The organism is Halomonas jincaotanensis, from assembly GCF_018448785.1.
GTDB classification, from domain to species: domain Bacteria; phylum Pseudomonadota; class Gammaproteobacteria; order Pseudomonadales; family Halomonadaceae; genus Halomonas; species Halomonas jincaotanensis.
On the sequence record NZ_JAHCLU010000007.1, the window covers coordinates 194,890 to 218,595 of the forward strand.

A 23,706-nucleotide genomic window follows, 5' to 3' on the forward strand; every position below is an offset into this window, starting at 1 on the left:
GGCTGAGCGTTGCCCTCAAGCTTATATCAAGGGCTTAGTATCACGAAACGCAGCGGCTCGCTCTTTGCTATCACTCTTCAGACCGTTAGATCAACTTGAATGGCTCGATATCGCGGAAGATACCGGACGTGGTCATGTCGCGCCGCAGAGTGAAGGCTTCCATAGCCACCACCGGGTCGACCTGGTCCAGCCTGTCGAAGTGGATCTTTTCCCACTGCTGGCGGGTGACCTTCACGCTGTAGAGGTACTGATCGCGCTCGCCGCCGGTAGCAGAGTCGGTGACCTGGCGATAACCAGAAATGCGCGCCTCCTGCACGGTGGGTAGGCGAGCAAAGACAGCACCCAAAACGCGGAAAGCGATGCCATGCACATGATCCCGGTAGCGCTTGCGTTGCCGGGTGTCACTGAGCTTTCGCGGGGTGAGTTTCACCTGCTTGGCCGGCATGGTCCAGTAGCGGTTGGGCATCTCATCTTCGCCTGGGAGATCAATGTCCACGGCAATGGTGCTCACGTCGCGACCAAGGTCGTAATCGATGACGGTTTCGCAAGGCCAGTCGATCTCTTCTAGGCGCTCCCGCAGGGTCTGCTCCATCGCATTCGGGTCGTGCCAGACTTCCTCACCTTCCCGACGGTGGCGAGCAAACTCCGATTCATCATGTTCAGCCTTGTGCCACTCCCAATCCAGGTAGGCCTCATCGAACGCTGCCTGGCGGCTGCGGTTCTTCTCCTCCAGGCGACGTTTGGCTGGTGGCCACAGAATGTGCCACCAAGCGGGCTGCTGTTGTTGCGGAGACCGAGGCGGCGCTACAGTGAAATCTTGAGCGGTGTAGCCGTTCTTGCCCGGATGAGGCGTTTCCTCGTGCATTTGGCCCAGACGGTCAAGATCCTCGTTCAAACGATGGCAGTGGTGCCCCAGTTGCTCTCGCAGCGACTCCCTGGCATGGCGCCGGAGCACGCGGGCCTCGTCATCGCTCATCGGCGTGCCGTCGCCATGGAAGTATTGAACTCTGCCTTCTGCTTCGATCTCGAGCTGGACGGAGAGCGATTCGCCATTTGCCAGTAGCGCATAAAGAACGGCAGCGGGACTGGAGCCCGCGGTGTCACCGCTGGAAACGGACGCGCGCCGGTTTCGGGTATTCAGCTTCTGCCGATAGGCCAGGCCGGTGCCGGGAATCCCCGCATGGCCGTGTACGCCGCTCGGCCCCACGCTGAGGCTGGCACCGCGCGGACCCACCGAAAGCCCGAGGCCTCGCTTGCTTAGATTGAGCCTAATTCCCGGAGCGAGCGTGATGCGGCGCTGGAAGCGAAAGCCCAAGGCGACCTCCTGGGCGGTAGAAATTGACAGCTTTTGTAATGTGTCACGGCTTCAGGATGGTGAAGGCAGATAACCCGTTTGTGCCGCTGAGCTACCACACCGTTTGTCCTTTGGGGTCAACAACTTGCGCACTTTTCAGGGCGAGCCCCTTCTACTTGATTGCCTCTTCCCTCTGGCCCTTTGGTACCTAACCACCCTACACGCCTGGCAGAGGGGCGCATCCGATATGTGTTACGTCCCCACGAGGCCTGTGAGATGCCCTCTCTGTAGAAAAACGCGCGGCGCCTGCTTCAGTCGGCTGATAAAAAACCGGCCGCTATTCGAGCACTTCGGGGAAGGTGCTCTGTGAGCCGAATACGCGGAGCCTCCATCAACCTAAAGGAGGCTCGCGCCGAGTGGCGCAGGCCTTCTTCATGAGACTTTCAAGGGTATCCACTGCCATGAGTTCAGTTCCGTTATGCCAAGCTCTACTTACTCATGACCCTCTACCCACTCGAATTTGTCGATATCCAGCTCCCGCTCACCATCCCATCGGTAGGCACACAGCTTTGGAGTCTCACCAGGCTCGAAGTCGCGGCCGGCAATGCTGTAATCGATGCAGGCGATATGAGGGGTCAAGGGCTCGGGCGTGCCGGAGCGCCAGTAGTGGCCGACGAAGAGCGGCTTATCAGCCTCATAGCCGGGCATCAGATCCTCGGGAATGGGGTCGTGGGGGATCTGGTGGATAACCTCGGCCGGTACCATGGCCAGATCCCGGTAGGTAATGCCCTCCAGCTCCCACCAGCGGGTACGGATGTTGTGCTGAGGGGTGCCGTCCTTGTCGAGGAACTCGTTGCCGGCCGGCAGCGCTATCTCCAGGCCCTTGATCAGGGTTTCCAGAGCATCGTAAGCATCGGTGCCCTTGAGGGACAGCTCCGGCCAGGCATCCGGCAAGATGCGCTGGTCCTCATCGAGGAAATTACTTATCACCTCGAGAGACGTGGGATCCCAACAGGCATGCACGACGCGTAGACCATCGAGATCCAGGTAGAGCGGTAGTGTCTTGAACCAGGCGATGTGCTCGCGGTGCAACGCACTGCCCTGCCCCACCTGATCCAGATAGGCCTGGTGCTGATGGCGGTTCTTGTCGCTGTGGGGGCGCAGAGGTTCACCGGGACGCTCAGGATCCTCACTGGCCCAGGCCACGGCATTGAACTCGTGGTTGCCCATCACGGCGAGTGCAGTACCGGCCTCGACCATGGCTCGGGCGATACGTACGGTCTCTACCTGCTCGGGGCCACGATCGACGAAATCACCGAGAAAGATCACCTGGCGCTCCTCGAGATGCGACCAGAGCCCTTGCGATTCCTGATAGCCGAGTGTTTCGAGCAATCGCTTCAGCGGGGTGGCGTAACCGTGGATATCGCCAATGAGGTCATACATGCAGGTCTCCTGTGCCGGATGTTGGAACGTCTTTCAGCGGTGGCGGAAAGGGTGAAATGGCCAACTGCTCTTCAATCATTCTTCCTTTGGACACTACGATAGATGACCTGCCTTCACGCAGACAACGAGACCGCTGATATCCGCTATCAGGTATCTCGTGACTGGCATTCCACCATGACATTTTTCCCGGCTGCGACGTATTCAGCATGGGAGATGCTGAAGGTCAGCACTAACAACTCAACCCCGGAATCCCGGCGCAGCTGATCAGCTGGAAGCGCGACATCGAGGAGGCACCCTGGCGCATCACCAAATTCACCCACGATCTGACCGACACCGCCTATACCAACGCCATCGAAATGGAGAGCCGACAAGGCGCCGAATCGCCAACCTGAGCAAACTGAACTGGTAGAATGAGGAAAACCGCACTAAAGGCTGACCATGACAAGCCCAACGCCGCAACAAGCCTACGACCTATTCTATGAATGCGGCCTCAATTTCAGACAAATCTCTGAAGAACTCGGCATCACGGTGCGCATGGCTCGCCGCTACGTCAAACAGCGTGAGCAAAAAGCTCAGCTCGAGGCGCAGTGGCATTATGGGCTCCCGATACCCGTCGCCAACGCCCTGCTTGCCGCCGGTTTTCTCGGTCCCGAGCAACTCCTGAAGTCATACCACAACGGCGAACTGAACCCGAAAGGGACTTACTCACCGCACGGTGTCGGGAAAAAGGGCCTACAAGCCATAGAAGAGTGGCTAGAGATACCACTCGAAGACCGCTATGACCCCGGACCGAAGTACCTTCAACTTGCCGTGAGGCTATACCCCGACGCTCAACGGGCCCTGAAGCGGCTAGAGGATGAGACCGGTGAGCTGCCATCCGCGATCGTTACTCGCTTGATCCTCGAAGCAGGCAAACCTGACTAGAACGCTCATCGCCGAGCCTGGATGACCACCACGCCGCAAAGCTCACTCTGCGGGGCAGGAAACGAACCACTACGATCCACTGGCGTGATAATCCTCAGCTGACCGCCGATCCGGTGGCTGCAGAACCGCTGCTCGCTGCTACGTCCACGATCACCAGGTCGGCATGCTGCGCCGTCTCCTATTCATCCACCACCAGCAGATCCCCTTCCCTCAGCGGCCCCGCCGCGCCGGTCTCACCGCTCACTTCGAACTGGTAGCATGTCGGTGCAAAGCGCGTCAGGTCATAACCGGCCAGCGCCGGGTGGCCGATGCCAGTACAGAGTGGGCCCAGGTAATTTACTCGCATCGCCCCTGCCTTTTCTTTTGTTCATTCAGCCCCGCCATCGCGAGGTTTGCAGTCTCAAAGCCCCGCTTGCACACTACATTAGCGTTTGCCAGTGTGGCGTGTTGTGGTGAATACTGTATAAACAAACAGCATTTCACAAGAGGCAAGGCCATGCGCGACGGCATTTTTCTTCCCCACTCCTCCCCACTGACCTTGGCCCTGCCGCATCCTCTGGCACTTACCCGCGCCGGGCTTTCGGGCTTTCCCAGCCCTGCCCAGGACTACGAAGGCCGTACCCTCGACCTCAACGAGCGTTTCGTGAAACGCCCCTCCGCCACGTTCTTCATGACGGTCACCGGTGACAGCATGACCGGGCTGGGCATCGACGATACCGACCTGCTGGTGGTCGATCGCTCAATCGACGCCCGTGCCGGCCATATACTCGTCGCCTCGGTCGAGGGCGAGCTGATCGTCAAACGCTACGAGATGCTCGGGCGCCGCCCTTACCTGTGTTCCGGCAATGCCCAGTACCCGCCCATACCGCTTAGCAACCTCGACTGCCAGGTCTGGGGGGTGGTGCGCGCCGTGATCCATGAATACGCCGTATGAGCGGCGCCATGATCGGCTTGGTGGACTGCAACAACTTCTACGTCTCATGCGAGCGCGTTTTCCAGCCGCGGCTGAACGGACGGGCGGTCGGCGTGCTGTCGAACAACGACGGCTGCGTGATCGCCCGCTCTGCCGAAATCAAGCAGCTGGGTGTCGAGATGGGCACGCCTGCCTTCGAGCTGCAGCACCTGATCAGGCGCGGGCAAATTCATTTGCTGTCGTCCAACTACGAGCTCTATGGCGACATGTCGGCGCGCGTGCACGATATCCTCGAGGAGTTCTCCGCCGGGGTGGAGCCGTACTCCATCGATGAGATGTTCGTACGCTTCGATGGCTTTGCGCCGGGCCCGCTGCTCGAGCACGCCCGCGCGCTGCATCACCAGGTGCGCCAGTACACCGGCATCCCGGTCTGTGTCGGGGTGGCCCCCACGCGCACCCTGGCCAAGCTCGCCAACCGCGCTGCGAAGAAGATTCCTCACTATCAGGGTGTGTGCGTGCTGCATGCCGGTAGCCCGGAGACCCGCGGGCTCCTGCAGCGCACCGCGTTGGGCGACGTCTGGGGCGTAGGCCGACGCCTGGTCGAAAAGCTCGCCCTGAGGGATGTCCGCACGGCCTGGGATCTCGCCCAGCAGGACCACAAGACCATTAAGCGCAAATTCAGCACCACGCTCGAGCGCACCGTCCTCGAGCTCCAGGGCGTCGCCGCCATCGACATGAACGATGCCGATGAGCCCCGCCAGCGCATCATGACCTCGCGCTCGTTCGGCAAGCTCACCGGTGACCTGGTCGAGATCGGCGAAGCGATCCGTCAGCACGCCCAACGCAGTGCCGAAAAGCTCCGCAAGCAAGACAGCCTGACCCGAGCGGTCTACGTGTTCCTCAAGACCAACCCGCACCGCCCCGACCTGCTGCAGTACTCGCCCAGCGCTGTGGTCGAGCTGGAGCGCCCGACCGATGACAGCCGCGAGATCCTCCATGCCGCCAGCCGCGCCCTGCAGGCCATCTACCGGCCTCGGTATCGCTTCATGAAAGCGGGGGTAATGCTGATCGACCTGATCGACGCCAACCGGCAGCAGCTCTCGCTGCTCGATTCGGCACAAAGCGAGGCTGAGCGCGAGCGCAGCGCCAAGCTGATGGCCGCGATGGACGACCTGAATCAGAAGATGGGGCGCGGCACCGTTACGCTGGGGCGACCCAGCCCCGGTGCCGCCTGGCACCTGCGTTGCGCCAACCGCACGCCGCGCTGGACGACGAGATGGGACGAGCTGCCTGCCGTGCCCATGTTGTAATGATCTACCGCGGCCAGGGCGATCCTGCACTATGCTCGACAGCAAGTGGCGTTAATGGAGAGCGACATGGACAAGGCCGTAATCGACGTAATCCGGGAAAAAGAGCAGCTGCCTGACAGCATGACCGATAGCGAAATCGCTCAGGAATATAAAGGGACCTATACCGCAGCGAGAGCCGCTGTGAGCCTGGATCATAAACCGCTTGACCAAGTGCTCGCGGATACAATGGGTAAAGTGTTGCCTTTCATGAAGAAGAAAAAGTAACGCGGTCAAGCCGGATTGATCAGCGCGGCATCTTCATCATTCCCCGGCGGGTTAACACGCGTGCTCACCGCCCAGTGCGTGATCAGCTCCGCATCTAGGTGATGCACCACTTTGCGGATCGTCTCGCGGTCGGTCAGGGTCGAGCCACGGCTCGAGGCTCGCGACGTCCAGAGCCAGCGGAATGCGCGAGTGGATCTCCTTGGCAGACCCGCGCGCCGGCTCGGTGATGATCGCGCAGCCGGGTGAACCATCCACCCGCTCGGCCCAGATGGCCGCCATCCAGAGCGGCCGGCGGTCCTCGTGGCACAGGAAGTGCGGCTGCTTCTGGCCATCCACCTGCGCCCACTCATATCAGCCGTCGGCAGGCACCAGGCAGCGATGACGGGCGAAGGCGCCCTTGAAATAGTTGGAGGTCGCCACCCGCTCGGCAGTGGCGTTGATCGGCTCGGGGGCATCCTCGTTCGCCCACTGGGGCCGATAGCCCCATCACACCTCGTTCAGCGTACTGTCTTAACGGCGTGTCCACTATTTCCTGGGCAAGATCAGGCCTGCCGGACACAGTTCTAATGGGCACGTCCTTCATGTCCGCATCTCCGCAAGTAGATGCTTCGCCATGCGTTCGTTGATCTCGCCGCGCGCCTTCATCGCCTCCGCCACGGACACGATCTCGTCGCCTTCGGCACCCGCCGCTATCGCGATGTTCTGGGCATGCAGCGCCATGTGGCCTTTCTGGATGCCGTCGGTCGCCAGCGCACGCACGGCCCCGAAATTCTGAGCCAGCCCGACCGCCGCGACCAGCCGGGACAGCTTCTCGGCCGTTTCTGCCCCCATGATCCTGAGCGCCAGTTGCGCGACGGGATGGATGCGCGTAGCCCCGCCCACGATCCCTAGCGACAGCGGGATTTCGATGGACCCTGCGAGATCACCGCTTGCGGTCTTCTCCCACCGGGTGAGCGGACCATACTGGCCGGTTTGTGCGGCATAGGCATGCGCGCCGGCCTCGATGGCACGGGTGTCGTTTCCGGTAGCGAGCACGACGGCGGAAACGCCGTTCATGATCCCCTTGTTATGCGTCGCCGCGCGATAGGGGTCGATCACCGCGAAGTCGGCCGCCTCCAGCATCGTGTCGACAACCGCGACGCCGCCGATCTCGTCCGCGGGCCAGATCGCCTCGGCGCGTGTCAGCCGCCGGTCGGCAAGGTTCGACAGGATCCGCAGCAAGGACCGCCCGCCGGTCCAGTCGGCCAGCACCGGGGCGATACGCTCGGCCATGGTGTTGACGGCATTGGCCCCCATCGCATCGCGGGTATCGACGATTAGATGGACCACGACCATGGTGCCGCGTCGCCCGTTCAAAAGCCGCACCTCGACATCGCGCAACCCTCCGCCAAGCTCGACCAGCATCGGGTCGACCTTGTTGCAGATATCGCGGATTTCCTCGATTCGGCGCAGGATTTCGAGCCGCGCCCGGTTTGGATCGGCCACGTCGAGGATCTGCACTTGCGCGATGGTCAACGATCCCGCATAGGACGTGCGAAAGCCGCCCGTGGATCGGCACCGCTTGGCCGAATTACACACGGCGGCGATGACCGAACTTTCCTCGGTCGCCATGGGAACGAGGACATCCTCCTCGTCCACGATCATGTTGGTGGCGACACCCAGGGGAACAGGCATGGTTCCGATGGCGTTCTCGACCATCCTTTCCACCAGCTCGCCGGGCAAGGTACCGATCTCTTGCAAAGAGTCTGGCGCAGCTTTGTCGCCAGCCAACCAATCGTTCAGAACGGCAAGCCGCTCTTCCCGGCTCAGGGTTGCAAATCCGACTAGTCTTGACGTGCGCTCACTCATGTCTCTTCGCTTTCCTTTCCAATGGCCGCAGGTCACGCCCGCATGACGAACCCACCATCGACCGGAATGGCCGTTCCGGTCATGAACCGCGATGCTGGGGTAGCAAGAAACAGGATCGCGCCGACGATTTCTTCGGGGGCGGCCCAACGGCCCACCGGCGTCCGTTCGCAGACCCGGCGATCCAGATCGGGCATGTCCTTGCGGGCCTGCCGGGTGAGCGGCGTATCCACCCAGCCCGGCAGGATGCAGTTTGCACGGATCCCCTCCTGCGCCCAGGCCACGGCAAGGCTACGTGTCAACTGCACGACGCCGCCCTTGGCTGCGGCGTAAGGTGCTGTCACCTCGTTCGCGAGGACCGACATCATTGAGCCGATGGTCACGATGCGTCCGTCCCCCGATCCGCACAGGGACGGGTAGAATGCGCGGGCTGTCACGAACGTGCCTTTCAGGCTCGCGTCCAGAACGGCATCCCAGTCGTCGAGGGTCAGATCCTGTGGGGCACCGCGCCGGTTCGTTCCCGCCGCACAGACAAGCACGTCGACGCCGCCCATATGGGCCTCGGCGGCCGCGGCCAGCTTTTCCGCGGCCGCCTCATCCGCAGTGTCGCCCGACACGAACCAGGCCGGTCCCTGCCCTTCAAGCGATTCCAGGGCGTTCCGACCACGCTCGACCGACCGCCCGTTCACCACGACGCGCGCGCCGGCCTCAAGAAACGCGCGGGCCGTGGCCAGCCCTATGCCACTTGTCCCGCCCGTGACGACCACCCGCTTGCCTACCAAGTCGAAAAGATGACTCATGCCGCCCTCCTCAATTCGCAAGCACATCCGGCAACCACAGGACCAGCGACGGGAACAGGATGCACAATCCCAACCCGAACAACTGGATCAGGACGAAAGGAATGATCCCCACATAGATGTCACGAATACCGACTTCCGGCGGGGCGATACCCCGCAAGTAGAACAGCGCATAGCCGAACGGTGGCGTCAGGAACGACGTCTGCAGGTTGACTGCGACCAGAACCGCGAACCATGTCAGCGTCACGCCCGAGGTGCCCAGCCCGAAATCCAGCCCGGCGATGATCGGCGCGAACAGCGGCAATACCACGAAACTGATCTCGATCCACTCCAGAAAGAAGCCGAGGACAAAGATCAGTGCCATGATCAGGAAAAGTGTCTGGTAGGGACCCGAGGCGATGGACATGACCGCATGCTCGATCATGGTGTCGCCGCCGATCCGTTTGAATATCCCGCTGAACACCGTCGCGCCGATGGCCACGGTCAGGATCATCGCGGTGGTCAGTGCGGTCTCCTGCACGCAGGCCACGAGGTTCTTCATGGTCAACTGGTTCATGACGCCGGCCAGAGCCGTGGCCCCGACTGCGCCGATCGCGGCGGCCTCGGTCGGAGTGGCGATCCCGGCCACGATGGAGCCGAGCACGCTGAGGATGAGAATAATCGGCGCGACAAGGTGCTTGATCAGAACGCTGATCGCTTCGAACGTCGATACCTTTTCCTGAACGGCGCTCGGTGGCGCGAGGGACGGATTCAGGTGGGTGACGACGAGAATGTAGATCGCGTAAAGCCCGCCAAGGATGAGGCCGGGCACCACCGCCCCCATGAAGAGATCGCCGATCGATATCTGAAGAATGTCACCGACGAGCACTAGCATGATTGATGGGGGAATGAGAATGCCCAACGTGCCCGCCGAACAGATCGTCCCGGCGGCAAGCCGCATGGAATACTGCTGCTTGAGCATGACCGGCAATGCCATCAAGCCCAGCATCACCACGGACGCACCGATGATCCCCGTGCTCGCCGCCATCACCACGCCGACAATCGTCACCGACAGCGCCAGACCGCCCGGGCGTTGCGCGAAAAGCCGTTCCAGCGACAAGAGCAGGTTTTTCGCGATGTTGGATTTTTCCAGCATCAGCCCCATAAACACGAAGAGCGGCACCGCCAGCAAAAGCCAGTTTGTGAGATTTCCGGTGAAGATCCGCGACGAGATCGTGTTGAGAAAGACCAGTGGCACATCACCGATGAAGGTAAAGAGGATGCCCACCCCTGCCAGGACCAGCGCGACCGGATAACCAGACATGATGCCGAGGATGAGTGCAAAAACCATCGAGATCGGCAGAATGTATTCAACCATTTGAGCGGCCTCCGCCGGTAAACACTATGCTCAGATGAACCAGTACCCTTCCGACCCCTGAAAGGGCGAGCACGGCGAAACCGATCGGAAGGATCGCTTTCACTAGATACCTGTCGGTGAGACCACCGTAATTGGACTGCTCCCCGGTCGCGTATGAGTAGGTCACGTAATCGAGGCTCAGCCAGCCTATGATTGCGCAGAATGGCAGCAGGAAAAGCAGGTCGCCAACCAAGTTGACCAGCGCCATCCCGCGCGGGGAGAACTTCGCGGAGATCATGTCGACCTGAACATGCGCGTTGCGTGCCAGGGCATAGGACATACCCAGCATCACGATGATCGCCTGAAGATGCCACTGCAGTTCGGAAAGCGCTGTCAGCGTGAGGTCAGAGCCGAAGAGAGGCAGGTCAGCCTCCCAACTCGCGATCTGACCAATACCCATGAGCGATCCGACGACCGCCAGCAGGACCAGTGCCATCATCGGGAGGAGCAGCCAGGCGGCGACACGGCCGGGCCATGCACTCGCCTCGACGAGCGCATGGCCGACCCGCTCCAGAATGGAACGTTCGGTCATTTATCCGTCACTCCGCAGGGTCTGGCATGGCCTGAAGAGACGTCCAGATCTCGGCCTTGGCGAGATAGTCCTGGATCGACTGATACGCCTCGGCAAAGATCTCATCCTCGGCCGCCTGCTCTTCCAGCACTTCTTTCGAGGCGGCACGCAGCGCTTCGAGAACTTCGTCGGGGAACCGCTTGGTTTCGACACCCTGCGCGCGGAACTCCTCGATGATGGCACCCTGTGTCTCGGGCACCGCAGCCAGCGACCAGGTCACCGTGGCCTTGCATGCCAGCATGATCTGATCCTGGGTCTGCTGGTCGAAGCCGTTCCAGACATCCATGTTCATGATCAGCGAGTTCCAACTCGCGGGCTGGTGCCACCCGGGGAAATAGTAATAGTCGGCGATCTCCGCGAACCCGATGTCCTTGTCAACGACCGGAAGTGAGAATTCCGTGGCGTCGATGCGACCACGCTCCAACGCGACGTAAAGTTCACCGCCGGGAATGAGCTGGGTAGACACGCCAAGCTTGTTGAGAACCTGTCCGCCCATGCCAGAAATCCGCATGTTCAGGCCTTCGAGATCCTCGACGCTGTTGATTTCCTTGTTGAACCAGCCGCCCGGCTCGGGGGCCGTCACATGACAGGGCAGCAGCTTGATGTTGAGGGGATCATAGGCCTTCTGGACGATTTCCATGCCGCCCCCTTCCCACATCCATCCGACAAAGAGATCCGGCCCTGGGCCAAACGGCATGGAGCCCGCCAGCGAGGCCACCGGAATCGTGCCGCCCCAATAGCCGACGTAATCCCATCCAGCCGGAATCGCGCCGGTACTCACCTGATTGAGCACCTCGAGCGCCGGCACCAGATCGCCCGCACCATGCACCTCCAGCTTGACCTCGCCGCCGGTTGCGGTCTCGATGTTCTTGGCCAGAACCTCAGCACCCTCCCCCAGAAATGCGAGATTCTTCGGAAACGTGCTCGCTACATCAAGCGTCTCGGCGTGCGCCGGGAATGTGGTGGCCACAGCAGCCGCAGCCATTAAAGTTGCCCTGAATTTCATCTTGTTGGTTCTCCCTTCGTGCTGCCCGGCCATGCCGGGCGGGTAGTGATCGTCGATGCAGGGGCTGGCTTGACTTCTATAGACCCGAACTGCAATCTGCGATCTCAGATCAAAGATACCCAACGAAACTCGATATGCAAGACGTTTCTGCATCTCATCCAACGTTGAATGGCGGCAATCTCAGGCGGGAAAGCCTGCAACAGCAGGTCTTTGAAAACCTGCGGAGCGCGATCATGTCAGGGGCTTTCCGACCAGGCGAAGTGCTGTCCAGCCGGGCCCTTGCGGAGCAAATGGGTGTCAGCGCGATGCCCGTCCGCGAGGCGCTCACCCGCTTGACGACCGAAGGTGTTCTGGAAAACACGTCAAGCCGAACGCTCCGCCTTCGAGCACTCCGGCCGCAGGATTTCGATGAAATCACGTCCATCCGCCTTGAAATAGAAGGAATGGCCGCCGAACGCGCATGCGCCGAAATGACGGCCAAAGACCTCATCGGCATTCGCAACCTCAACGACGACCTCACTGTCGCCGCCTTTAGTGGTGACGTCGATTGGTATCTTGGGGCCAATGCGGCCTTTCACGCGGCGATCTACAAGGTCTCTGGTTGGCCGCTTCTGGTCGGGATGATCGAACGTCTCTGGCTGATGGTCGGACCGTCGATCCGCATCAGCGTCCCGGATTGCGCGCACATGGCCACGTCACAATACTTTCATGATCAGATCATGGCCGCTCTCGACGTGGGGGACGGCAAGGCGGTGCGCGAGGCCATCGTCGATGACATCAGAACCGCCGCGAAAGACATTCGCGCCTTTCTCGATCCCGACAAAAAACAATCATTAATAAGAGAGGTATCAAAACCATGACATCACCCTCCTCCCTCATCCCACCACCGGGGCTGCGCGTCCTGATTACGGCAGGGGCCGCCGGTATCGGCAAGGCGATCGCCGACGATTTTGCCGCTGCGGGTGCCAGGGTTCATATCTCGGATGTGAATGCCGAGGCTGTTGCCGAGGCCTGCTCGGACCAGATCAGCGGAACGGTCGCCGATGCGTCCGACGAGGCCGCCACGCGCCAACTCCTTGTCGATGCGCGCGCACAGCTGGGCGGGCTAGATGTCGTCGTGGCGAACGCCGGCATTGAGGGGCCGACCGCCACCATCGGTGATATCAGCGCCGAGGACTGGGATCGCGCGCTCGATATCAATCTGCGCGGCGCCTACCTCGCAGCACGCTTTGCGGCGGATGATCTGATCGCAAGCCAGGGCAGCTTCATTGCTATCGCTTCGGTCGCGGGTCGCTTGCCTTTTGCCTATCGCACGCCCTACGCCGCCTCCAAGTGGGGCGTGATCGGCCTTGCGAAAAGCCTCGCATCCGAACTCGGGCCGCAGGGTGTGCGTGCCAATGCCATCCTGCCCGGCATCGTCGAAGGCCCAAGAATCGATCGAGTCATCAATGCCCGTGCGGAACGTCTTGGTCTTTCCTACGACGAAATGCGCGAACGCAACCTCCAAAAAGTAGCCCTCCGGCGCATGGTCAGCCCGCATGACATCGCCTCGATGTGTCTGTTTCTCAACACGCCGGGCGGCGCGAACATAACCGGACAGGCGCTAAGCGTATGCGCCGGGGTGGAGACGCTGTAATGACCAACAATCTGAAAGCGGCAATCATAGGCAGCGGCCTTATCGGCTGTGGGTGGGCCGTGGCATTCGCGCGCGGCGGATGCAACGTCGCGCTGTTCGATCAGAACGCCGATGCAGCACAACAGGCGAAAGGGATGCTGGCACGACTTGCGGCCGAACTAGAAACGGCCGGCATGCTCGACGGGCAAACGGCCGAGAGCATCACTGAACGCGTCCACATCGCCGCCGATCTGGACGAAGCGCTCGACGGGGCTGTCCACGTCCAGGAGAACGTGCCCGAAAAACTGGATATCAAGAAGGCGGTCTTTTCCGAACTGGACACGCGCGCGCCACGCGACGCCATTCTTGCCAGCTCAACCTCGGCGCTCCTGCCCTCCGCCTTTACGGAGCACCTTTCGGGGCGCGACCGTTGCCTCGTCGCGCATCCGATCAATCCGCCCAGCCTAATCCGCGCGGTGGAGATAGTGCCGGCCCCCTGGACCAGTGCCTCCGCAATGGACCGTTGTGTGGACCTCATGGACCGCATCGGCCAGAAACCCATCCGCATGCAACGCGAGATCGACGGATTCATCATGAACCGGTTGCAAGGAGCGCTGCTGCAAGAGGCGTTCCGCCTAGTAGCGGACGGGATCGCCACACCAGAGGACGTGGATACCGGGCTGCGCGACGGGCTTGCACCCCGTTGGGCGCTTCTGGGGCCGTTCGAGACAATTGACCTGAACGCACCCGGCGGCGTGCGTGACTATGTCGCGCGCTACGGCCCGATGTACACGAAGATCGCCGAAACGCAGCGTGAAACCGCCGACTGGACAGGCCAAACGCTTGATGAGGTCGAAGAAGCAAGACGCAAACATTTGCCACTCGACCGCATCCCCGCGGCGCAGGCAGAGCGTGACAGCCGGCTTGTGGAGATGATGAAGCATCTCAGAACCAACGCCCGGAAATCAGAATGACTGGAGGTCAAACATGCCCAAAACTACCCGCAAGGTCATCATAAGCTGTGCCGTTACCGGTGCAATTCACACCCCCTCGATGTCGCCGCATCTTCCGGTGACACCCGAACAGATCACCACCGACAGCCTTGCCGCCGTCGAGGCTGGCGCGACGATCCTGCACCTGCATGCACGCGATCCTGAAACCGGTCGGCCCACGCAGGACCCCGATGCGTTCCGCGCCTTCCTGCCCCAGCTAAAGCAGGCGACCGATGCAGTTCTGAACCTCACGACAGGCGGCAGCCCTCACATGAGTGTCGAGGAACGCATGCGCCCGGCCGCAGAACTGAAACCCGAGGTCGCCTCGCTCAATATGGGATCGATGAATTTCGGCCTTTATCCGATGCTGGACCGCTTCACGGAGTTCAAGCACGACTGGGAGCGTCAGCATCTCGAAAACAGCCGCGACCTGGTGTTCAAGAACACCTTTTCCGATATCGAGCACATTCTGCGAACCGGCAACGCCAATGGCACCCGTTTCGAATTCGAATGCTACGACACCAGCCATCTCTACACCCTCGCACATTTCGTGGATCGCGGCCTGGTCGAGGCGCCGTTTCTCGTGCAGACGGTGTTCGGCCTTCTTGGCGGCATTGGCGCCCACCCCGAGGATGTAGCACACATGAAGCGCACGGCCGACCGCCTCTTCGGGGATGCCTATGTCTGGTCTGTGCTCGGTGCTGGGCGCAACCAGATGCCGGTCGCCGCCCAGGCGGCGGCACAGGGCGGCAACGTCCGGGTCGGACTCGAGGATTCCATCTGGATTTCACCGGGCAAACTCGCCGAAAGCAACGCCGATCAGGTGCGCAAGGCACGCGAACTTCTTGCAGGTCTAAGCCTCGAAGTCGCCACGCCGGACGAGGCGCGCCAGATGCTCGACCTGAAAGGTGGCGGCAATGTCGCATTCTGATACCGGTCCCGTGGTGGTTACGGGCGGCGGTCGCGGCATCGGCGCCGCGACCGTCCTGTTGCTCGCCCAGTGTGGGCGGCCCGTCGTGTTTTCCTATGCCTCCAATTCAAACGCGGCTCAGGCTCTGACAGATCGTGTGAAAGCGGCGGGAGGCACGGCCCTCGCCGTGCAGGGGGATGTAGCGAACGAAGAGGCGATCACGACCCTGTTCGAGGTCTGCAGGAAAAGTTTCGGTGTGCCGACCGGCGTATTTGCCAATGCCGGCATCACCGGCCCGTCCACGCGACTGGAGGACCTCGAACCAGCTGACCTGCGCCGCGTGCTCGATGTCAACGTGATCGGCACGGCCCTGACGGTGCAAGCCGCCACACGGCTCATGTCGACCAGACGTGGCGGCGCTGGCGGAGCGATGGTCCTGATGTCGAGCCGCGCCGCAGCTCTTGGCGGTGGCAATGAATGGATTCAATACGCGGCCTCGAAAGGCGCGGTCAGTTCGATGACGATCGGTCTTGCAAAGGAGCTCGGCAGCGACGGCATTCGCGTGAACGCCGTCGCTCCGGGCCTGATCGACACGGAGATACACGCGGCTGCGGGTTTGGCCGACCGCCTTGCAACCAAAACAAACGACGTGCCGCTCGGCCGCATCGGACGCGCGGATGAGGTGGCAGCCGCCGTATCATGGCTGCTATCCGATGCTGCGTCCTACGTCAGCGGCGCAATCCTCGATATCTCCGCGGGCCGCTAATCCATTTATTGGCTGCCCTACAGAGGCGCCCGCAACCGAGACACTCCACGCGTCATAATCCCCGCAATACCCTAGGTCGACGTGGCCGGGGAGGGCCTTGAGCCAGTCATTGAGCGCGCCCTGCGCCTAGTCATGCCTGCGGTAGCAAAACAGGGTATCGCGGCGCCAAGTGTCCGGCAGGATCGCCAGCAAGTCCCACCACCGATCCATAACGGCCACGTTCTCGATGATCATGACGCGACGGCAGGTTTCAGGGGCCCTACACCTACGTACCTGGTTCAGTACTTACTTGCCTGACCTGATCTACCATCGAGGGGGTATCTTGGTGCAGATAGCGCATCTTGGTGAAATGAAGAATGGTCTCCGCTTCTTGGACGATGTTCAGATCCTGGCTACCATCGGGGCCCTCAATCCCAAGGGCATTCGACGACTGGCGCTCGATACGCAGGACAATCCATGAGTGCCTGACGCTGCTGGAGAGCGGGGGGCTTGAGTACCGCCCGGCTTCCTTTAGTCCGCATGCCTTTCGCGAGCTACACATCGAGCAAGGGCCGGTGCTGGAACAGTTAGGCAAACCGGTGGGGATTGTCAGTGGAATCCAGAGAGTCAACTGGTATTGCATCGAGGTCGAGGGCGTGGCCAATCATGCCGGCACCTCGCCGCGTCAGGCGCGCCGGGACGCGTTCGACGGTGCCCATGAGCTGGTGTCCGCGCTCAAGGCAGCGATTCGGGAACAAGATGATGATCTGCGCTTCACCATCGGCAAGTTTTCTCTGTGGCCCGATGCCGTCAACACCATTGCCTAGCGAGCCACTTTCGCCATCGATCTGCGCCATCCCAACCAACAGGTGCTGGATGCGCTCGATAGCCGTTTCCATGCCCTGGCCGAGGAGGAGTGGAGCGGCTGTGAAGTCTCCCTTGAGGTGACCTCACGAGTGTCACCGGTGGCATTTCCCGAGTATCTGTTGGCCGTCCTTCGCGAGAGCGCCGGCAGTGTCTGCGCCGGAGCGCCGGAACTTCTCTCCGGGGCCTTCCATGATGCCATCCACCTGGCCCATGTATGTCCGACGGCCATGCTTTTCACGCCCTGCCGAGCGGGCATCAGCCATCATCCCGATAAGTATATCGAACGTCATGATGCCGACATTCCTGCACGTGTACTGGCCGAGGTGGCATTACACTTGTTGGCCTGACCGGCCGGTTGTCGCATTGGATGTTCATCCTCACTTCTTAACCGCACTCTCAAGAAGGCCCGCCATGCATACCTCCCCGATCTTTCTTCCGCTGAAAGAACAGCATATCCGGCTGCGCGCCGGCTCGCTGAATGCTGTTCAGCTTGCCGACGCAGCGATCGACCACCATGCCAGTCGCGGTGGCCACGATCACGCTTACCTGACCTGGAATGGCGAGGCTGCCAGAGAAACGGCTCGGGCAACCGACAGCGTGCTTGCCTGCGGCGGTGACACGGGGCCTATGATGGGGATTCCAGTGTCGATCAAGGACATCTTTGCGGTGCCAGGACTGCCGACCTATGCCGGTTCCGCCCGACGATTGCCGCGACACTGGGAGGAGCCTGGTCCCATGGTCTCGGCGCTACTGAGACAATTGCCAAGTGTGATGGGCAAGACCCACAGCGTGGAGTTCGCCTTCGGCGGCCTGGGCACCAATGCCCACTGGGGAGCACCTCGGAACCCCTGGGATAGCGTCAACCACCGGACACCCGGCGGGTCCAGTGCCGGTGCAGGGGTATCGCTGGTCAACGGCACGGCCAGCCTGGCGTTGGGGACTGACACCGCAGGCTCGGTACGTGTGCCTGCCTCAATGACCGGCGTGGCAGGTCTCAAGACTACGGTTGGACGCTGGTCGACGGCGCAGATCGTTCCGTTGTCCTCTACATTGGACACGCCTGGGCTGCTGACCCGCAGTGTCGACGATCTGGCCTTTACTTTCGATGCGCTGGACGGCTCCCTGACAACTCGATTCTGCAGCGTTCCGCAGCGCCCGTCATTGGCCGATCTGACTTTCGGGGTACCGGAGGCCTATTTCTGGGAGGACTGCAGCCCGGGCATCGCCGAGTCTGTTCAGGCCGCGATTCGTCAGCTTGAAGCCGCGGGTGCCCGCATCGTGAGCCTCGATCTACCACGTACGGATGAGGCCTTCACCCTGTTTCAGCAGGGCGGGCTTGCGGCAGTTGAGTTGGCGGCCTTTCTAAAGACCCAGCTACCTGAGGCCATCGACTGCCTGGATCCCAATGTGGCGGCTAGGGTCAAGGCAGCCGACGATATCCCCGGCTGGGAGTATGTCCGGCGCTGCGATGTGCTCAAGTCGCTGTCAGCAAGCGCAGCTAATCATCTGACGCATGTTGATGCACTGTTGACCCCGACCGTGACATTGACCCCGCCGACCTTGGAAAGCCTCAAGTCGGAGGGGGCCTATACCAAGGCCAACATGCAAGCCCTGCGCAATACGGTGGTGGGGAACTTCATGAGTCTCTGTGGACTGACGTTGCCTGTGGGAAAGGACGATGCCGGCATGCCCGTGGGCTTACAGGTGCTGGCCGGGCCCTGGCAGGACGCGCGGCTGCTAGCCATCGGCCAGGCCATCGAGGCCGAGCTGGGTAATAGCCTGGCCATTCTCGGGGCCCCTCCGGCCCCGTGATATCGGCGTGACACGGTCACGGCATCCGGTGCCCCTTCAGCGTTAGAGGCGTGCAGGTATGACCGAGCTCGATAACACTACCATTGACGCCTTCCAAGCTCAGGTTGCCCGAGGCGAAATGTGAGGACCTCGACTGGTGGCATGCCTGCCAGGCACGGATCAAGGCGCTTGAAGCTGATGTGCAGGCCTGGGAGTACCTCATGCCACCGACCTCGACTTCGATCCTGACGGGACCGGGGCAGCTGCTGCGCAGTGTCCCGGTGATCATAAAGGACATTATCGACACCGGCGAGATGCAGACCTCCTGGTGGGCCGGGGGCTATCTCGTCTCGCCGGGTGCCGTCATGCTCGTAGCGGTTGTCAGGTCTTGACGGTGACAGAGCAGCCAGCCGATCATGGTTTCCGCGCACCCCCTAGAACCATGGTTCAAAGGCAAGCGACAGGCACTCGAATGACGCCGAGCCTCTGTCGACCAGGTTGCCCACCGAGAAGAGCCGATCGCGACGCGTATCGAACGCAACACGCGCCATCGCCTCCCTCAGCAGCCCGTATTGCCCATGGATATCACCGACAAAGAAGTCGCGGCCGCTCGTGTTCTCTTCATGCTTAGTGATCAGCTCCATCTGTCCAGCCCTCCTGGTCATCCCGCCTTCCTGTGGACCACTCTCAGCGCTGGCAGTCGGCGACGATGCGGTCGAGCATGGCCCTTGCCGTATCGCGGTGGTCGATCTAGTTCCGGCTACATACGCCACACGCCTGGTGCAGGAAGTCAGCAGCGTCTTCATCGACTGGCGTGCCCCGTGCCTAGCAGCAAGGCTTATGCCCGCGTGTATCAGCGGCCATGGTTGACCGAAAACCCTTTGACAATGTTGGTGCCAGACTGTCGCCGAGGCCGAATCTCACTAACCTCGACCAGGCTCGGAATCCCGGCCAGTCCGTTGATCTCACGCATGGGATAAATCATTTTTTGGTGCTAGGCTGTGCTTTAGCTAATTATGATAATAACGCTAATTCGCAAGGAATGGTCACATGACGACGGACCCCACCGAGTCCCGTCTCACCTCCCAGCTGGGTGCAGAAGATCATGGCGGACACCCAGCTCACCGATCCCAACTTGGATGTCACCTCCATGAATGCGGATACCCAACGCGGCAATATCTTGCCTGCGTCGATGAGCGGATGGACCTGATGATGCCTCCCGGGATCGTGATCCATTACCTTTTGCCAGGTGAAGCTACTTTCTAGTTTGGTGATATGGCTGATGTGGCGTGGAACTATGAGGAGCCTATGGAGGAGATGAAAGCAACTGAGGGAAAGTTGGCACTTATAAGTGGAAGGGTAAGTGACAGCTAACGACCCTTGTCAGACACTCGCGCCCGAAGCAGCATGGGATCTGGCTCGGGCACGAGGGACTGGGGGCCGTCGTCTGCTACAGCTACCGAGCAATTGTACCGACTGCATGTAAGCAGAAGTTCGCTGCCATCGCCTGCAGATTGAAAATCACGATGGCGCTAGGCTTATGCGGACACCAAGAGCTACATTACTCGCACGGTTAGTCAGGATTCTTTCGTAATGCGTATTGCACACATCTCAATTTCCGACTTTCGAGGCATCAAATCACTTGAATGGTCGCCGTCACCAAGCTTGAATTGTCTGATTGGTCCGGGAGACTCCTGCAAGACCACAGTCTTGGATGCCATTGAGATCGTCCTAAGCCCGCGATTTGGATACACCGGAAGTGACCCCGATCTGTTTGGATGCGATCCAAAAAGTAAGCCTACAATTTTTTTGACGCTCGTTGATCTTCCTGAAGAATTGATTTTGGAGCACAAATACGGACTCTATTTGCGCGGTTGGAGCGAGGCAGCCAAAAAAATAAACGATGAGCAAGCGGAAGGCGATATTCCGGCTCTGACAGTGAAAGCGTCGCTTGATCCCGAAACCCTTGAATGGAGCTGGGAGGTCTTCAATGAACGCCTCGAAGGTGAGCCACCCCGTTTGGGCTTCAAGGACGCGAAGTTGATAGCACCCAATCGGCTTGGGGAATATTCCGACCGCCATCTCACGTGGAGTCGAAACTCTTTTCTCGGGAGGCTTGAGAAAGGACCGAACGCGTCTGAGTTGCTGGCTAGTTCGGTTAGGCAGGCAAAGGCATCATTCGCCGCCGGAGATCGTACTTCGTTCGATGATGTTGTGAAGCTAACGGAAAAGGTTGGTGCTGACTTTCTAGTGCCAAAGACCCACGGTTATGAAGCCCAATTGGACATCCATTCAGGTATGTTGGCTTCGGGAGCAGTTTCTTTACACGATGGCAGCATGCCACTGAGGACACTCGGTAGCGGATCTTCGCGCCTAATGGTGGCTGGTGTTCAAAACTCCGGCCCTACTCAAAACATCACGCTTGTGGATGAGATCGAGCTCGGGCTGGAACCTCATCGCATTATGCGCTTGTTGCGTTTTCTGCGATCCGGATTTCCACAGGACGGCGATGCAACGGCTATCGTACATCAAACATTCATGACAACTCATTCGCCAGTTGTTGTTTGCGAACTGGATGTCGGAGAATTGTTTTGTGTACGAAACAACGAAGGCATTGTTGCGGTTAAGTGTGCGCGGCCACCAGAAGAAACAGTGGATACTGCACAACGGCACGTGCGTACCAATCCCCACGCTTTCCTGGCTCCAAGCCTGCTTATTGGCGAAGGGCGAACGGAGGTCGGATTTTGGCGCGGGCTTGATGATCAATGGTGCGTCGGTGGCAAGGAGTCGTTTGCCTATCAGGGTCTCGTTGCGATTGATGGTGCAGGTGGCGATAATGCTTTGAAGCTTGGTCTCCACATGCAAACACTCGGCTACCACTGCTTCGTTTTGCTTGACTCGGACGTTGAGGTTAATGCAGCCATAAAAGAGGCGTTCAAACAAGCTGATGGCCAATTCACTGAATGGATGGACGACTGCGATATCGAACGCAGGGTCTTTCTGGACGTTCCATGGGCAACTGTACTAGCAATAGTCGATTGTGCTATCGAAGCGGTTGGCGAAGGCAGGGTTTTGAAAAATCTGAATTTGGCTGATTCGAATTACCCGAGCATTGATCGCGCGGATTTAGACGCACTTTTTGACACAGCGGAAAATCGTCAGTGGCTATCAAAGGCCTCTACTCTGAAAGTTACAAAGAAGTCCGGCGGTAAGGACGATCGGTCATGGTTCAAAGACATGGCGCGCGGCGAACTACTAGGAACGATTGTCTTCGATTGTCTCAAAGACATCCCTGAGACCCCACTTGCCAAAAAAATAAATGAAGTGAGGCAATGGATTGATGCCTGAGCTTTCCCAAGAAGAGGTCACGACCATAATTCGCGCAATCAAAGCTGGCAGCGTGATCGCGGCTGCAGGATGCGGGAAAACCGAGAAAATCGTACGGACGGTGAAAGCTATAAGCGATGATCCGAGAGTTTCGAAACGCTGCCTCATCCTGACCCATACATTTGCGGGTGTTGACGTACTCCAGAAGCGGTTACGCAAGATCAACGTTCCTGCTTCGTCCTACAGGATTGATACAATCGCGAGCTGGTGCTTGCGGTTTGCGAAAAGCTACCCAAAGACCTCGGGGGTCAAAAAGGTCAATCCTCAGAGCAACAAAGACTGGTCAGAGGTCTATCCTGCTGCGGTCAAGCTTCTTGGTTCGCACGGTATCGATGACGTGATCCTTGCCACATACGCTTGCGTTTTCGTTGATGAGTATCAGGACTGCAGCGCAAGCCAGCATGAGTTAATCGTGGGGTTCAAGCGGCTAGTCCCTGTGTGTATTTTTGGTGACCCCTTGCAATCAATCTTCGACTTCGACGGCGCGCTGGACTGGTTCGATGTCGTCGAAAAGGACTTTCCCAATATCGCGAAACTGACCACGCCCTGGCGTTGGAAGAAAGAAAACGCGAATGCTGAGCTTGGCGCGAAACTGATCGAGTTGCGAGAGCGTATTGAAGCCGGAGGCCCTTTAGATTTTTGTGTCAACGAAAGGGGTATCCGGCGTCAGTGGCTCCCAGATGACCCCAGAGACAAGTCAGTTAAAGTCAGAACCACTTGTCTTGAAACAATGGACTTGGAAGGTACTTTAGTGGTTGTGGCTCAATCAGCATCTGAGGGATCCAGAGCCAGCATAGCCAAAACTTTGGCAAAACAGAAGTTTGCTGTCGTGGAGCCTGTTTCTTGCAAACCACTTGCAAAACATTCGAAATCCATTGAGCAAGCGGATGATGCGCAAAGGCTGCAAAGGGTTTTGGATTTTGTCAGGCTATGCGTTGTTGGTGTTCAGGCCGATTTTGCCAATTCTGTTAAGGCCCACCAAGAAGGCAGACGCGCTGGTCGAACGAAGTACGGTAACCTAATCGACATTGGAAACCGTGTAGCCAAGGCGAATGGGATGCCCCACGTGCTTGACCTTGTGGAAGGACTATTAGCCCGTGACGACGTTTTTCCTTATCGTCGCGAACTTCTAAGCATGATGTTATCAGCACTCCGAACTTCGAGGGCGACAGGGGCTCCGCTTTCCGAAGCCGCAGCAGATGTTGAAGCAAAGGCGAGACACTTGGGGCGTCACCTAGCCCGTAGGAGTGTAGGTAGCACGCTCCTGTTAAAAGGCTTGGAATTCGAGCATGTAATAATCGTTGAGTACGACGGGATGACCAAAGAGGACTGGTATGTCGCACTTACACGAGCCACGCAGTCAGTGACTGTGTTGTCATCTCAATCCCAAGTCTCATGGGGCAAGTAACGACGTTTGGAGTCGTCAGTCTGCTTGTTCCGTAAGCTTGATGTCAGCTTTGGAGACGCTGCATCGCAGCGTGTGAAGCCGTGATGGATGACTGCTATTGGCCGAGGCTGTGTGAAAACGTGGCTCCCGCTATACTCCACTCGTGTCAGCGCGTGGAGGTGCCGATGAAGCGCTTCGTTGCAGGTGAGTCCCGGTCTCAAGCCACGTTGTTCCCTGAGCTTCTTGATG

General features: G+C 59.7%; 25 protein-coding genes and 1 pseudogene. 15 read left to right on the plus strand and 11 right to left on the minus strand.

Annotated elements, in window-relative coordinates:
- Window positions 1-85 precede the first annotated feature (85 nt).
- Together KG088_RS08555 and KG088_RS08560 are read right to left on the minus strand one after the other, a co-directional pair.
- Window positions 86-1,315 (minus strand): DUF4236 domain-containing protein, encoded by a 1,230-nt coding sequence (locus KG088_RS08555; protein WP_213825093.1) that lies wholly within the window; start codon window positions 1,313-1,315, stop codon window positions 86-88.
- A 471-nt stretch (window positions 1,316-1,786) separates the two neighbouring features.
- Complete coding sequence (locus KG088_RS08560) at window positions 1,787-2,737, minus strand: metallophosphoesterase (RefSeq protein ID WP_213825094.1); 951 nt, start codon at window positions 2,735-2,737, stop codon at window positions 1,787-1,789.
- 438 nt (window positions 2,738-3,175) lie between these two features.
- Between KG088_RS08560 and KG088_RS08565 the strand changes: the two genes are divergently transcribed.
- Window positions 3,176-3,661 (plus strand): hypothetical protein, encoded by a 486-nt coding sequence (locus tag KG088_RS08565; protein WP_213825095.1) that lies wholly within the window; start codon window positions 3,176-3,178, stop codon window positions 3,659-3,661.
- Between the two features lie 178 nt (window positions 3,662-3,839).
- On the opposite strand, the gene KG088_RS08570 is transcribed toward KG088_RS08565, so the two are convergent.
- Entirely contained in the window at window positions 3,840-4,007 is a 168-nt protein-coding gene (locus KG088_RS08570) for a hypothetical protein (protein WP_213825096.1), read from the minus strand.
- 150 nt (window positions 4,008-4,157) lie between these two features.
- On the opposite strand from KG088_RS08570, the gene KG088_RS08575 reads away from it, so the two are divergent.
- The 3 genes from KG088_RS08575 (at window position 4,158) to KG088_RS08585 (ending at window position 6,148) form a co-directional block, all read left to right on the plus strand.
- Window positions 4,158-4,595, plus strand: a complete 438-nt coding sequence (locus tag KG088_RS08575; RefSeq protein WP_213825097.1) for a LexA family protein — start codon at window positions 4,158-4,160, stop codon at window positions 4,593-4,595.
- Window positions 4,596-4,603: 8 nt separating this feature from the next.
- The gene (locus tag KG088_RS08580; RefSeq protein ID WP_213825098.1) at window positions 4,604-5,884 is read left to right on the plus strand and encodes a Y-family DNA polymerase; all 1,281 of its coding nucleotides are present in this window, start codon (window positions 4,604-4,606) and stop codon (window positions 5,882-5,884) included.
- Window positions 5,885-5,950: 66 nt separating this feature from the next.
- Window positions 5,951-6,148: a hypothetical protein gene (locus KG088_RS08585; protein ID WP_213825099.1), complete on the plus strand. Its 198-nt coding sequence runs from the start codon at window positions 5,951-5,953 to the stop codon at window positions 6,146-6,148.
- A gap of 51 nt (window positions 6,149-6,199) precedes the next feature.
- On the opposite strand, the pseudogene KG088_RS08590 reads toward KG088_RS08585, so the two are convergent.
- From KG088_RS08590 to KG088_RS08615, 6 genes and pseudogenes are all read right to left on the minus strand, one after another.
- Window positions 6,200-6,589, minus strand: a pseudogene (locus tag KG088_RS08590) (SOS response-associated peptidase).
- Window positions 6,590-6,727: 138 nt separating this feature from the next.
- A complete protein-coding gene (locus tag KG088_RS08595) occupies window positions 6,728-7,996 on the minus strand; it encodes a hydroxymethylglutaryl-CoA reductase, degradative (RefSeq protein WP_213825100.1) in 1,269 nt (422 codons plus the stop codon).
- 32 nt (window positions 7,997-8,028) lie between these two features.
- Window positions 8,029-8,793, minus strand: a complete 765-nt coding sequence (locus tag KG088_RS08600) for an SDR family NAD(P)-dependent oxidoreductase (RefSeq protein ID WP_213825101.1) — start codon at window positions 8,791-8,793, stop codon at window positions 8,029-8,031.
- Window positions 8,794-8,803: 10 nt separating this feature from the next.
- Window positions 8,804-10,147, minus strand: coding sequence for a TRAP transporter large permease (locus KG088_RS08605; RefSeq protein WP_250148154.1), 1,344 nt, complete (start codon window positions 10,145-10,147; stop codon window positions 8,804-8,806).
- A complete protein-coding gene (locus KG088_RS08610) occupies window positions 10,140-10,718 on the minus strand; it encodes a TRAP transporter small permease subunit (RefSeq protein ID WP_213825102.1) in 579 nt (192 codons plus the stop codon). The genes KG088_RS08605 and KG088_RS08610 overlap by 8 nt, the downstream gene beginning before the upstream one ends.
- 7 nt (window positions 10,719-10,725) lie before the next feature.
- Entirely contained in the window at window positions 10,726-11,886 is a 1,161-nt protein-coding gene (locus tag KG088_RS08615; RefSeq protein ID WP_250148155.1) for a TRAP transporter substrate-binding protein, read from the minus strand.
- Between the two features lie 11 nt (window positions 11,887-11,897).
- Between KG088_RS08615 and KG088_RS08620 the strand changes: the two genes are divergently transcribed.
- The 5 genes from KG088_RS08620 to KG088_RS08640 are packed head-to-tail and all read left to right on the plus strand — an operon-like array spanning window position 11,898 to window position 16,046.
- A complete protein-coding gene (locus KG088_RS08620) occupies window positions 11,898-12,623 on the plus strand; it encodes a GntR family transcriptional regulator (protein WP_213825103.1) in 726 nt (241 codons plus the stop codon).
- Window positions 12,620-13,399 carry an SDR family oxidoreductase gene (locus KG088_RS08625; protein WP_213825104.1) on the plus strand — a complete coding sequence of 260 codons (780 nt, stop codon included), beginning with the start codon at window positions 12,620-12,622 and terminating at the stop codon, window positions 13,397-13,399. Before KG088_RS08620 ends, KG088_RS08625 begins: the two co-directional genes overlap by 4 nt.
- Entirely contained in the window at window positions 13,399-14,352 is a 954-nt protein-coding gene (locus KG088_RS08630) for a 3-hydroxyacyl-CoA dehydrogenase (protein WP_213825105.1), read from the plus strand. Before KG088_RS08625 ends, KG088_RS08630 begins: the two co-directional genes overlap by 1 nt.
- A 13-nt stretch (window positions 14,353-14,365) precedes the next feature.
- A complete protein-coding gene (locus KG088_RS08635; RefSeq protein WP_213825106.1) occupies window positions 14,366-15,301 on the plus strand; it encodes a BKACE family enzyme in 936 nt (311 codons plus the stop codon).
- The gene (locus tag KG088_RS08640) at window positions 15,288-16,046 is read left to right on the plus strand and encodes an SDR family oxidoreductase (protein WP_213825107.1); all 759 of its coding nucleotides are present in this window, start codon (window positions 15,288-15,290) and stop codon (window positions 16,044-16,046) included. Before KG088_RS08635 ends, KG088_RS08640 begins: the two co-directional genes overlap by 14 nt.
- Window positions 16,047-16,172: 126 nt before the next feature.
- On the opposite strand, the gene KG088_RS20175 is transcribed toward KG088_RS08640, so the two are convergent.
- Window positions 16,173-16,328: a DUF7281 domain-containing protein gene (locus KG088_RS20175; RefSeq protein WP_455026608.1), complete on the minus strand. Its 156-nt coding sequence runs from the start codon at window positions 16,326-16,328 to the stop codon at window positions 16,173-16,175.
- Between the two features lie 74 nt (window positions 16,329-16,402).
- On the opposite strand from KG088_RS20175, the gene KG088_RS19555 reads away from it, so the two are divergent.
- From KG088_RS19555 to KG088_RS08655, 4 genes are all read left to right on the plus strand, one after another.
- Window positions 16,403-16,852 carry a zinc-binding metallopeptidase family protein gene (locus tag KG088_RS19555; RefSeq protein ID WP_250148156.1) on the plus strand — a complete coding sequence of 150 codons (450 nt, stop codon included), beginning with the start codon at window positions 16,403-16,405 and terminating at the stop codon, window positions 16,850-16,852.
- Window positions 16,853-16,894: 42 nt separating this feature from the next.
- Window positions 16,895-17,239 (plus strand): M20/M25/M40 family metallo-hydrolase, encoded by a 345-nt coding sequence (locus tag KG088_RS19560; protein ID WP_319941408.1) that lies wholly within the window; start codon window positions 16,895-16,897, stop codon window positions 17,237-17,239.
- A gap of 64 nt (window positions 17,240-17,303) precedes the next feature.
- Window positions 17,304-18,704 (plus strand): amidase, encoded by a 1,401-nt coding sequence (locus tag KG088_RS08650; protein WP_213825108.1) that lies wholly within the window; start codon window positions 17,304-17,306, stop codon window positions 18,702-18,704.
- 83 nt (window positions 18,705-18,787) lie between these two features.
- Window positions 18,788-19,075, plus strand: a complete 288-nt coding sequence (locus KG088_RS08655) for a hypothetical protein (protein WP_213825109.1) — start codon at window positions 18,788-18,790, stop codon at window positions 19,073-19,075.
- A 42-nt stretch (window positions 19,076-19,117) separates the two neighbouring features.
- Here the strand turns inward: KG088_RS08655 and KG088_RS08660 are convergent, their stop codons facing one another.
- Window positions 19,118-19,327 (minus strand): metallophosphoesterase, encoded by a 210-nt coding sequence (locus tag KG088_RS08660; RefSeq protein WP_213825110.1) that lies wholly within the window; start codon window positions 19,325-19,327, stop codon window positions 19,118-19,120.
- 949 nt (window positions 19,328-20,276) lie between these two features.
- Here KG088_RS08660 and KG088_RS08665 point away from each other — a divergent pair.
- Entirely contained in the window at window positions 20,277-22,031 is a 1,755-nt protein-coding gene (locus tag KG088_RS08665; RefSeq protein ID WP_213825111.1) for an ATP-dependent nuclease, read from the plus strand.
- Window positions 22,024-23,478, plus strand: a complete 1,455-nt coding sequence (locus KG088_RS08670; RefSeq protein ID WP_213825112.1) for a UvrD-helicase domain-containing protein — start codon at window positions 22,024-22,026, stop codon at window positions 23,476-23,478. Before KG088_RS08665 ends, KG088_RS08670 begins: the two co-directional genes overlap by 8 nt.
- Window positions 23,479-23,706 lie beyond the last annotated feature (228 nt).

Bases quoted from the DNA above. Each gene is read 5' to 3' on its own strand.
- KG088_RS08560 (WP_213825094.1), bottom strand. From the start codon at position 2,737: ATGTATGACCTCATTGGCGATATCCACGGTTACGCCACCCCGCTGAAG.
- KG088_RS08565 (WP_213825095.1), top strand. From the start codon at position 3,176: ATGACAAGCCCAACGCCGCAACAAGCCTACGACCTATTCTATGAATGC.
- KG088_RS08570 (WP_213825096.1), bottom strand. From the start codon at position 4,007: ATGCGAGTAAATTACCTGGGCCCACTCTGTACTGGCATCGGCCACCCG.
- KG088_RS08575 (WP_213825097.1), top strand. From the start codon at position 4,158: ATGCGCGACGGCATTTTTCTTCCCCACTCCTCCCCACTGACCTTGGCC.
- KG088_RS08580 (WP_213825098.1), top strand. From the start codon at position 4,604: ATGATCGGCTTGGTGGACTGCAACAACTTCTACGTCTCATGCGAGCGC.
- KG088_RS08585 (WP_213825099.1), top strand. From the start codon at position 5,951: ATGGACAAGGCCGTAATCGACGTAATCCGGGAAAAAGAGCAGCTGCCT.
- KG088_RS08595 (WP_213825100.1), bottom strand. From the start codon at position 7,996: ATGAGTGAGCGCACGTCAAGACTAGTCGGATTTGCAACCCTGAGCCGG.
- KG088_RS08600 (WP_213825101.1), bottom strand. From the start codon at position 8,793: ATGAGTCATCTTTTCGACTTGGTAGGCAAGCGGGTGGTCGTCACGGGC.
- KG088_RS08605 (WP_250148154.1), bottom strand. From the start codon at position 10,147: ATGGTTGAATACATTCTGCCGATCTCGATGGTTTTTGCACTCATCCTC.
- KG088_RS08610 (WP_213825102.1), bottom strand. From the start codon at position 10,718: ATGACCGAACGTTCCATTCTGGAGCGGGTCGGCCATGCGCTCGTCGAG.
- KG088_RS08620 (WP_213825103.1), top strand. From the start codon at position 11,898: ATGCAAGACGTTTCTGCATCTCATCCAACGTTGAATGGCGGCAATCTC.
- KG088_RS08625 (WP_213825104.1), top strand. From the start codon at position 12,620: ATGACATCACCCTCCTCCCTCATCCCACCACCGGGGCTGCGCGTCCTG.
- KG088_RS08630 (WP_213825105.1), top strand. From the start codon at position 13,399: ATGACCAACAATCTGAAAGCGGCAATCATAGGCAGCGGCCTTATCGGC.
- KG088_RS08635 (WP_213825106.1), top strand. From the start codon at position 14,366: ATGCCCAAAACTACCCGCAAGGTCATCATAAGCTGTGCCGTTACCGGT.
- KG088_RS08640 (WP_213825107.1), top strand. From the start codon at position 15,288: ATGTCGCATTCTGATACCGGTCCCGTGGTGGTTACGGGCGGCGGTCGC.
- KG088_RS19555 (WP_250148156.1), top strand. From the start codon at position 16,403: ATGGTCTCCGCTTCTTGGACGATGTTCAGATCCTGGCTACCATCGGGG.
- KG088_RS08650 (WP_213825108.1), top strand. From the start codon at position 17,304: ATGCATACCTCCCCGATCTTTCTTCCGCTGAAAGAACAGCATATCCGG.
- KG088_RS08660 (WP_213825110.1), bottom strand. From the start codon at position 19,327: ATGGAGCTGATCACTAAGCATGAAGAGAACACGAGCGGCCGCGACTTC.
- KG088_RS08665 (WP_213825111.1), top strand. From the start codon at position 20,277: ATGCGTATTGCACACATCTCAATTTCCGACTTTCGAGGCATCAAATCA.
- KG088_RS08670 (WP_213825112.1), top strand. From the start codon at position 22,024: ATGCCTGAGCTTTCCCAAGAAGAGGTCACGACCATAATTCGCGCAATC.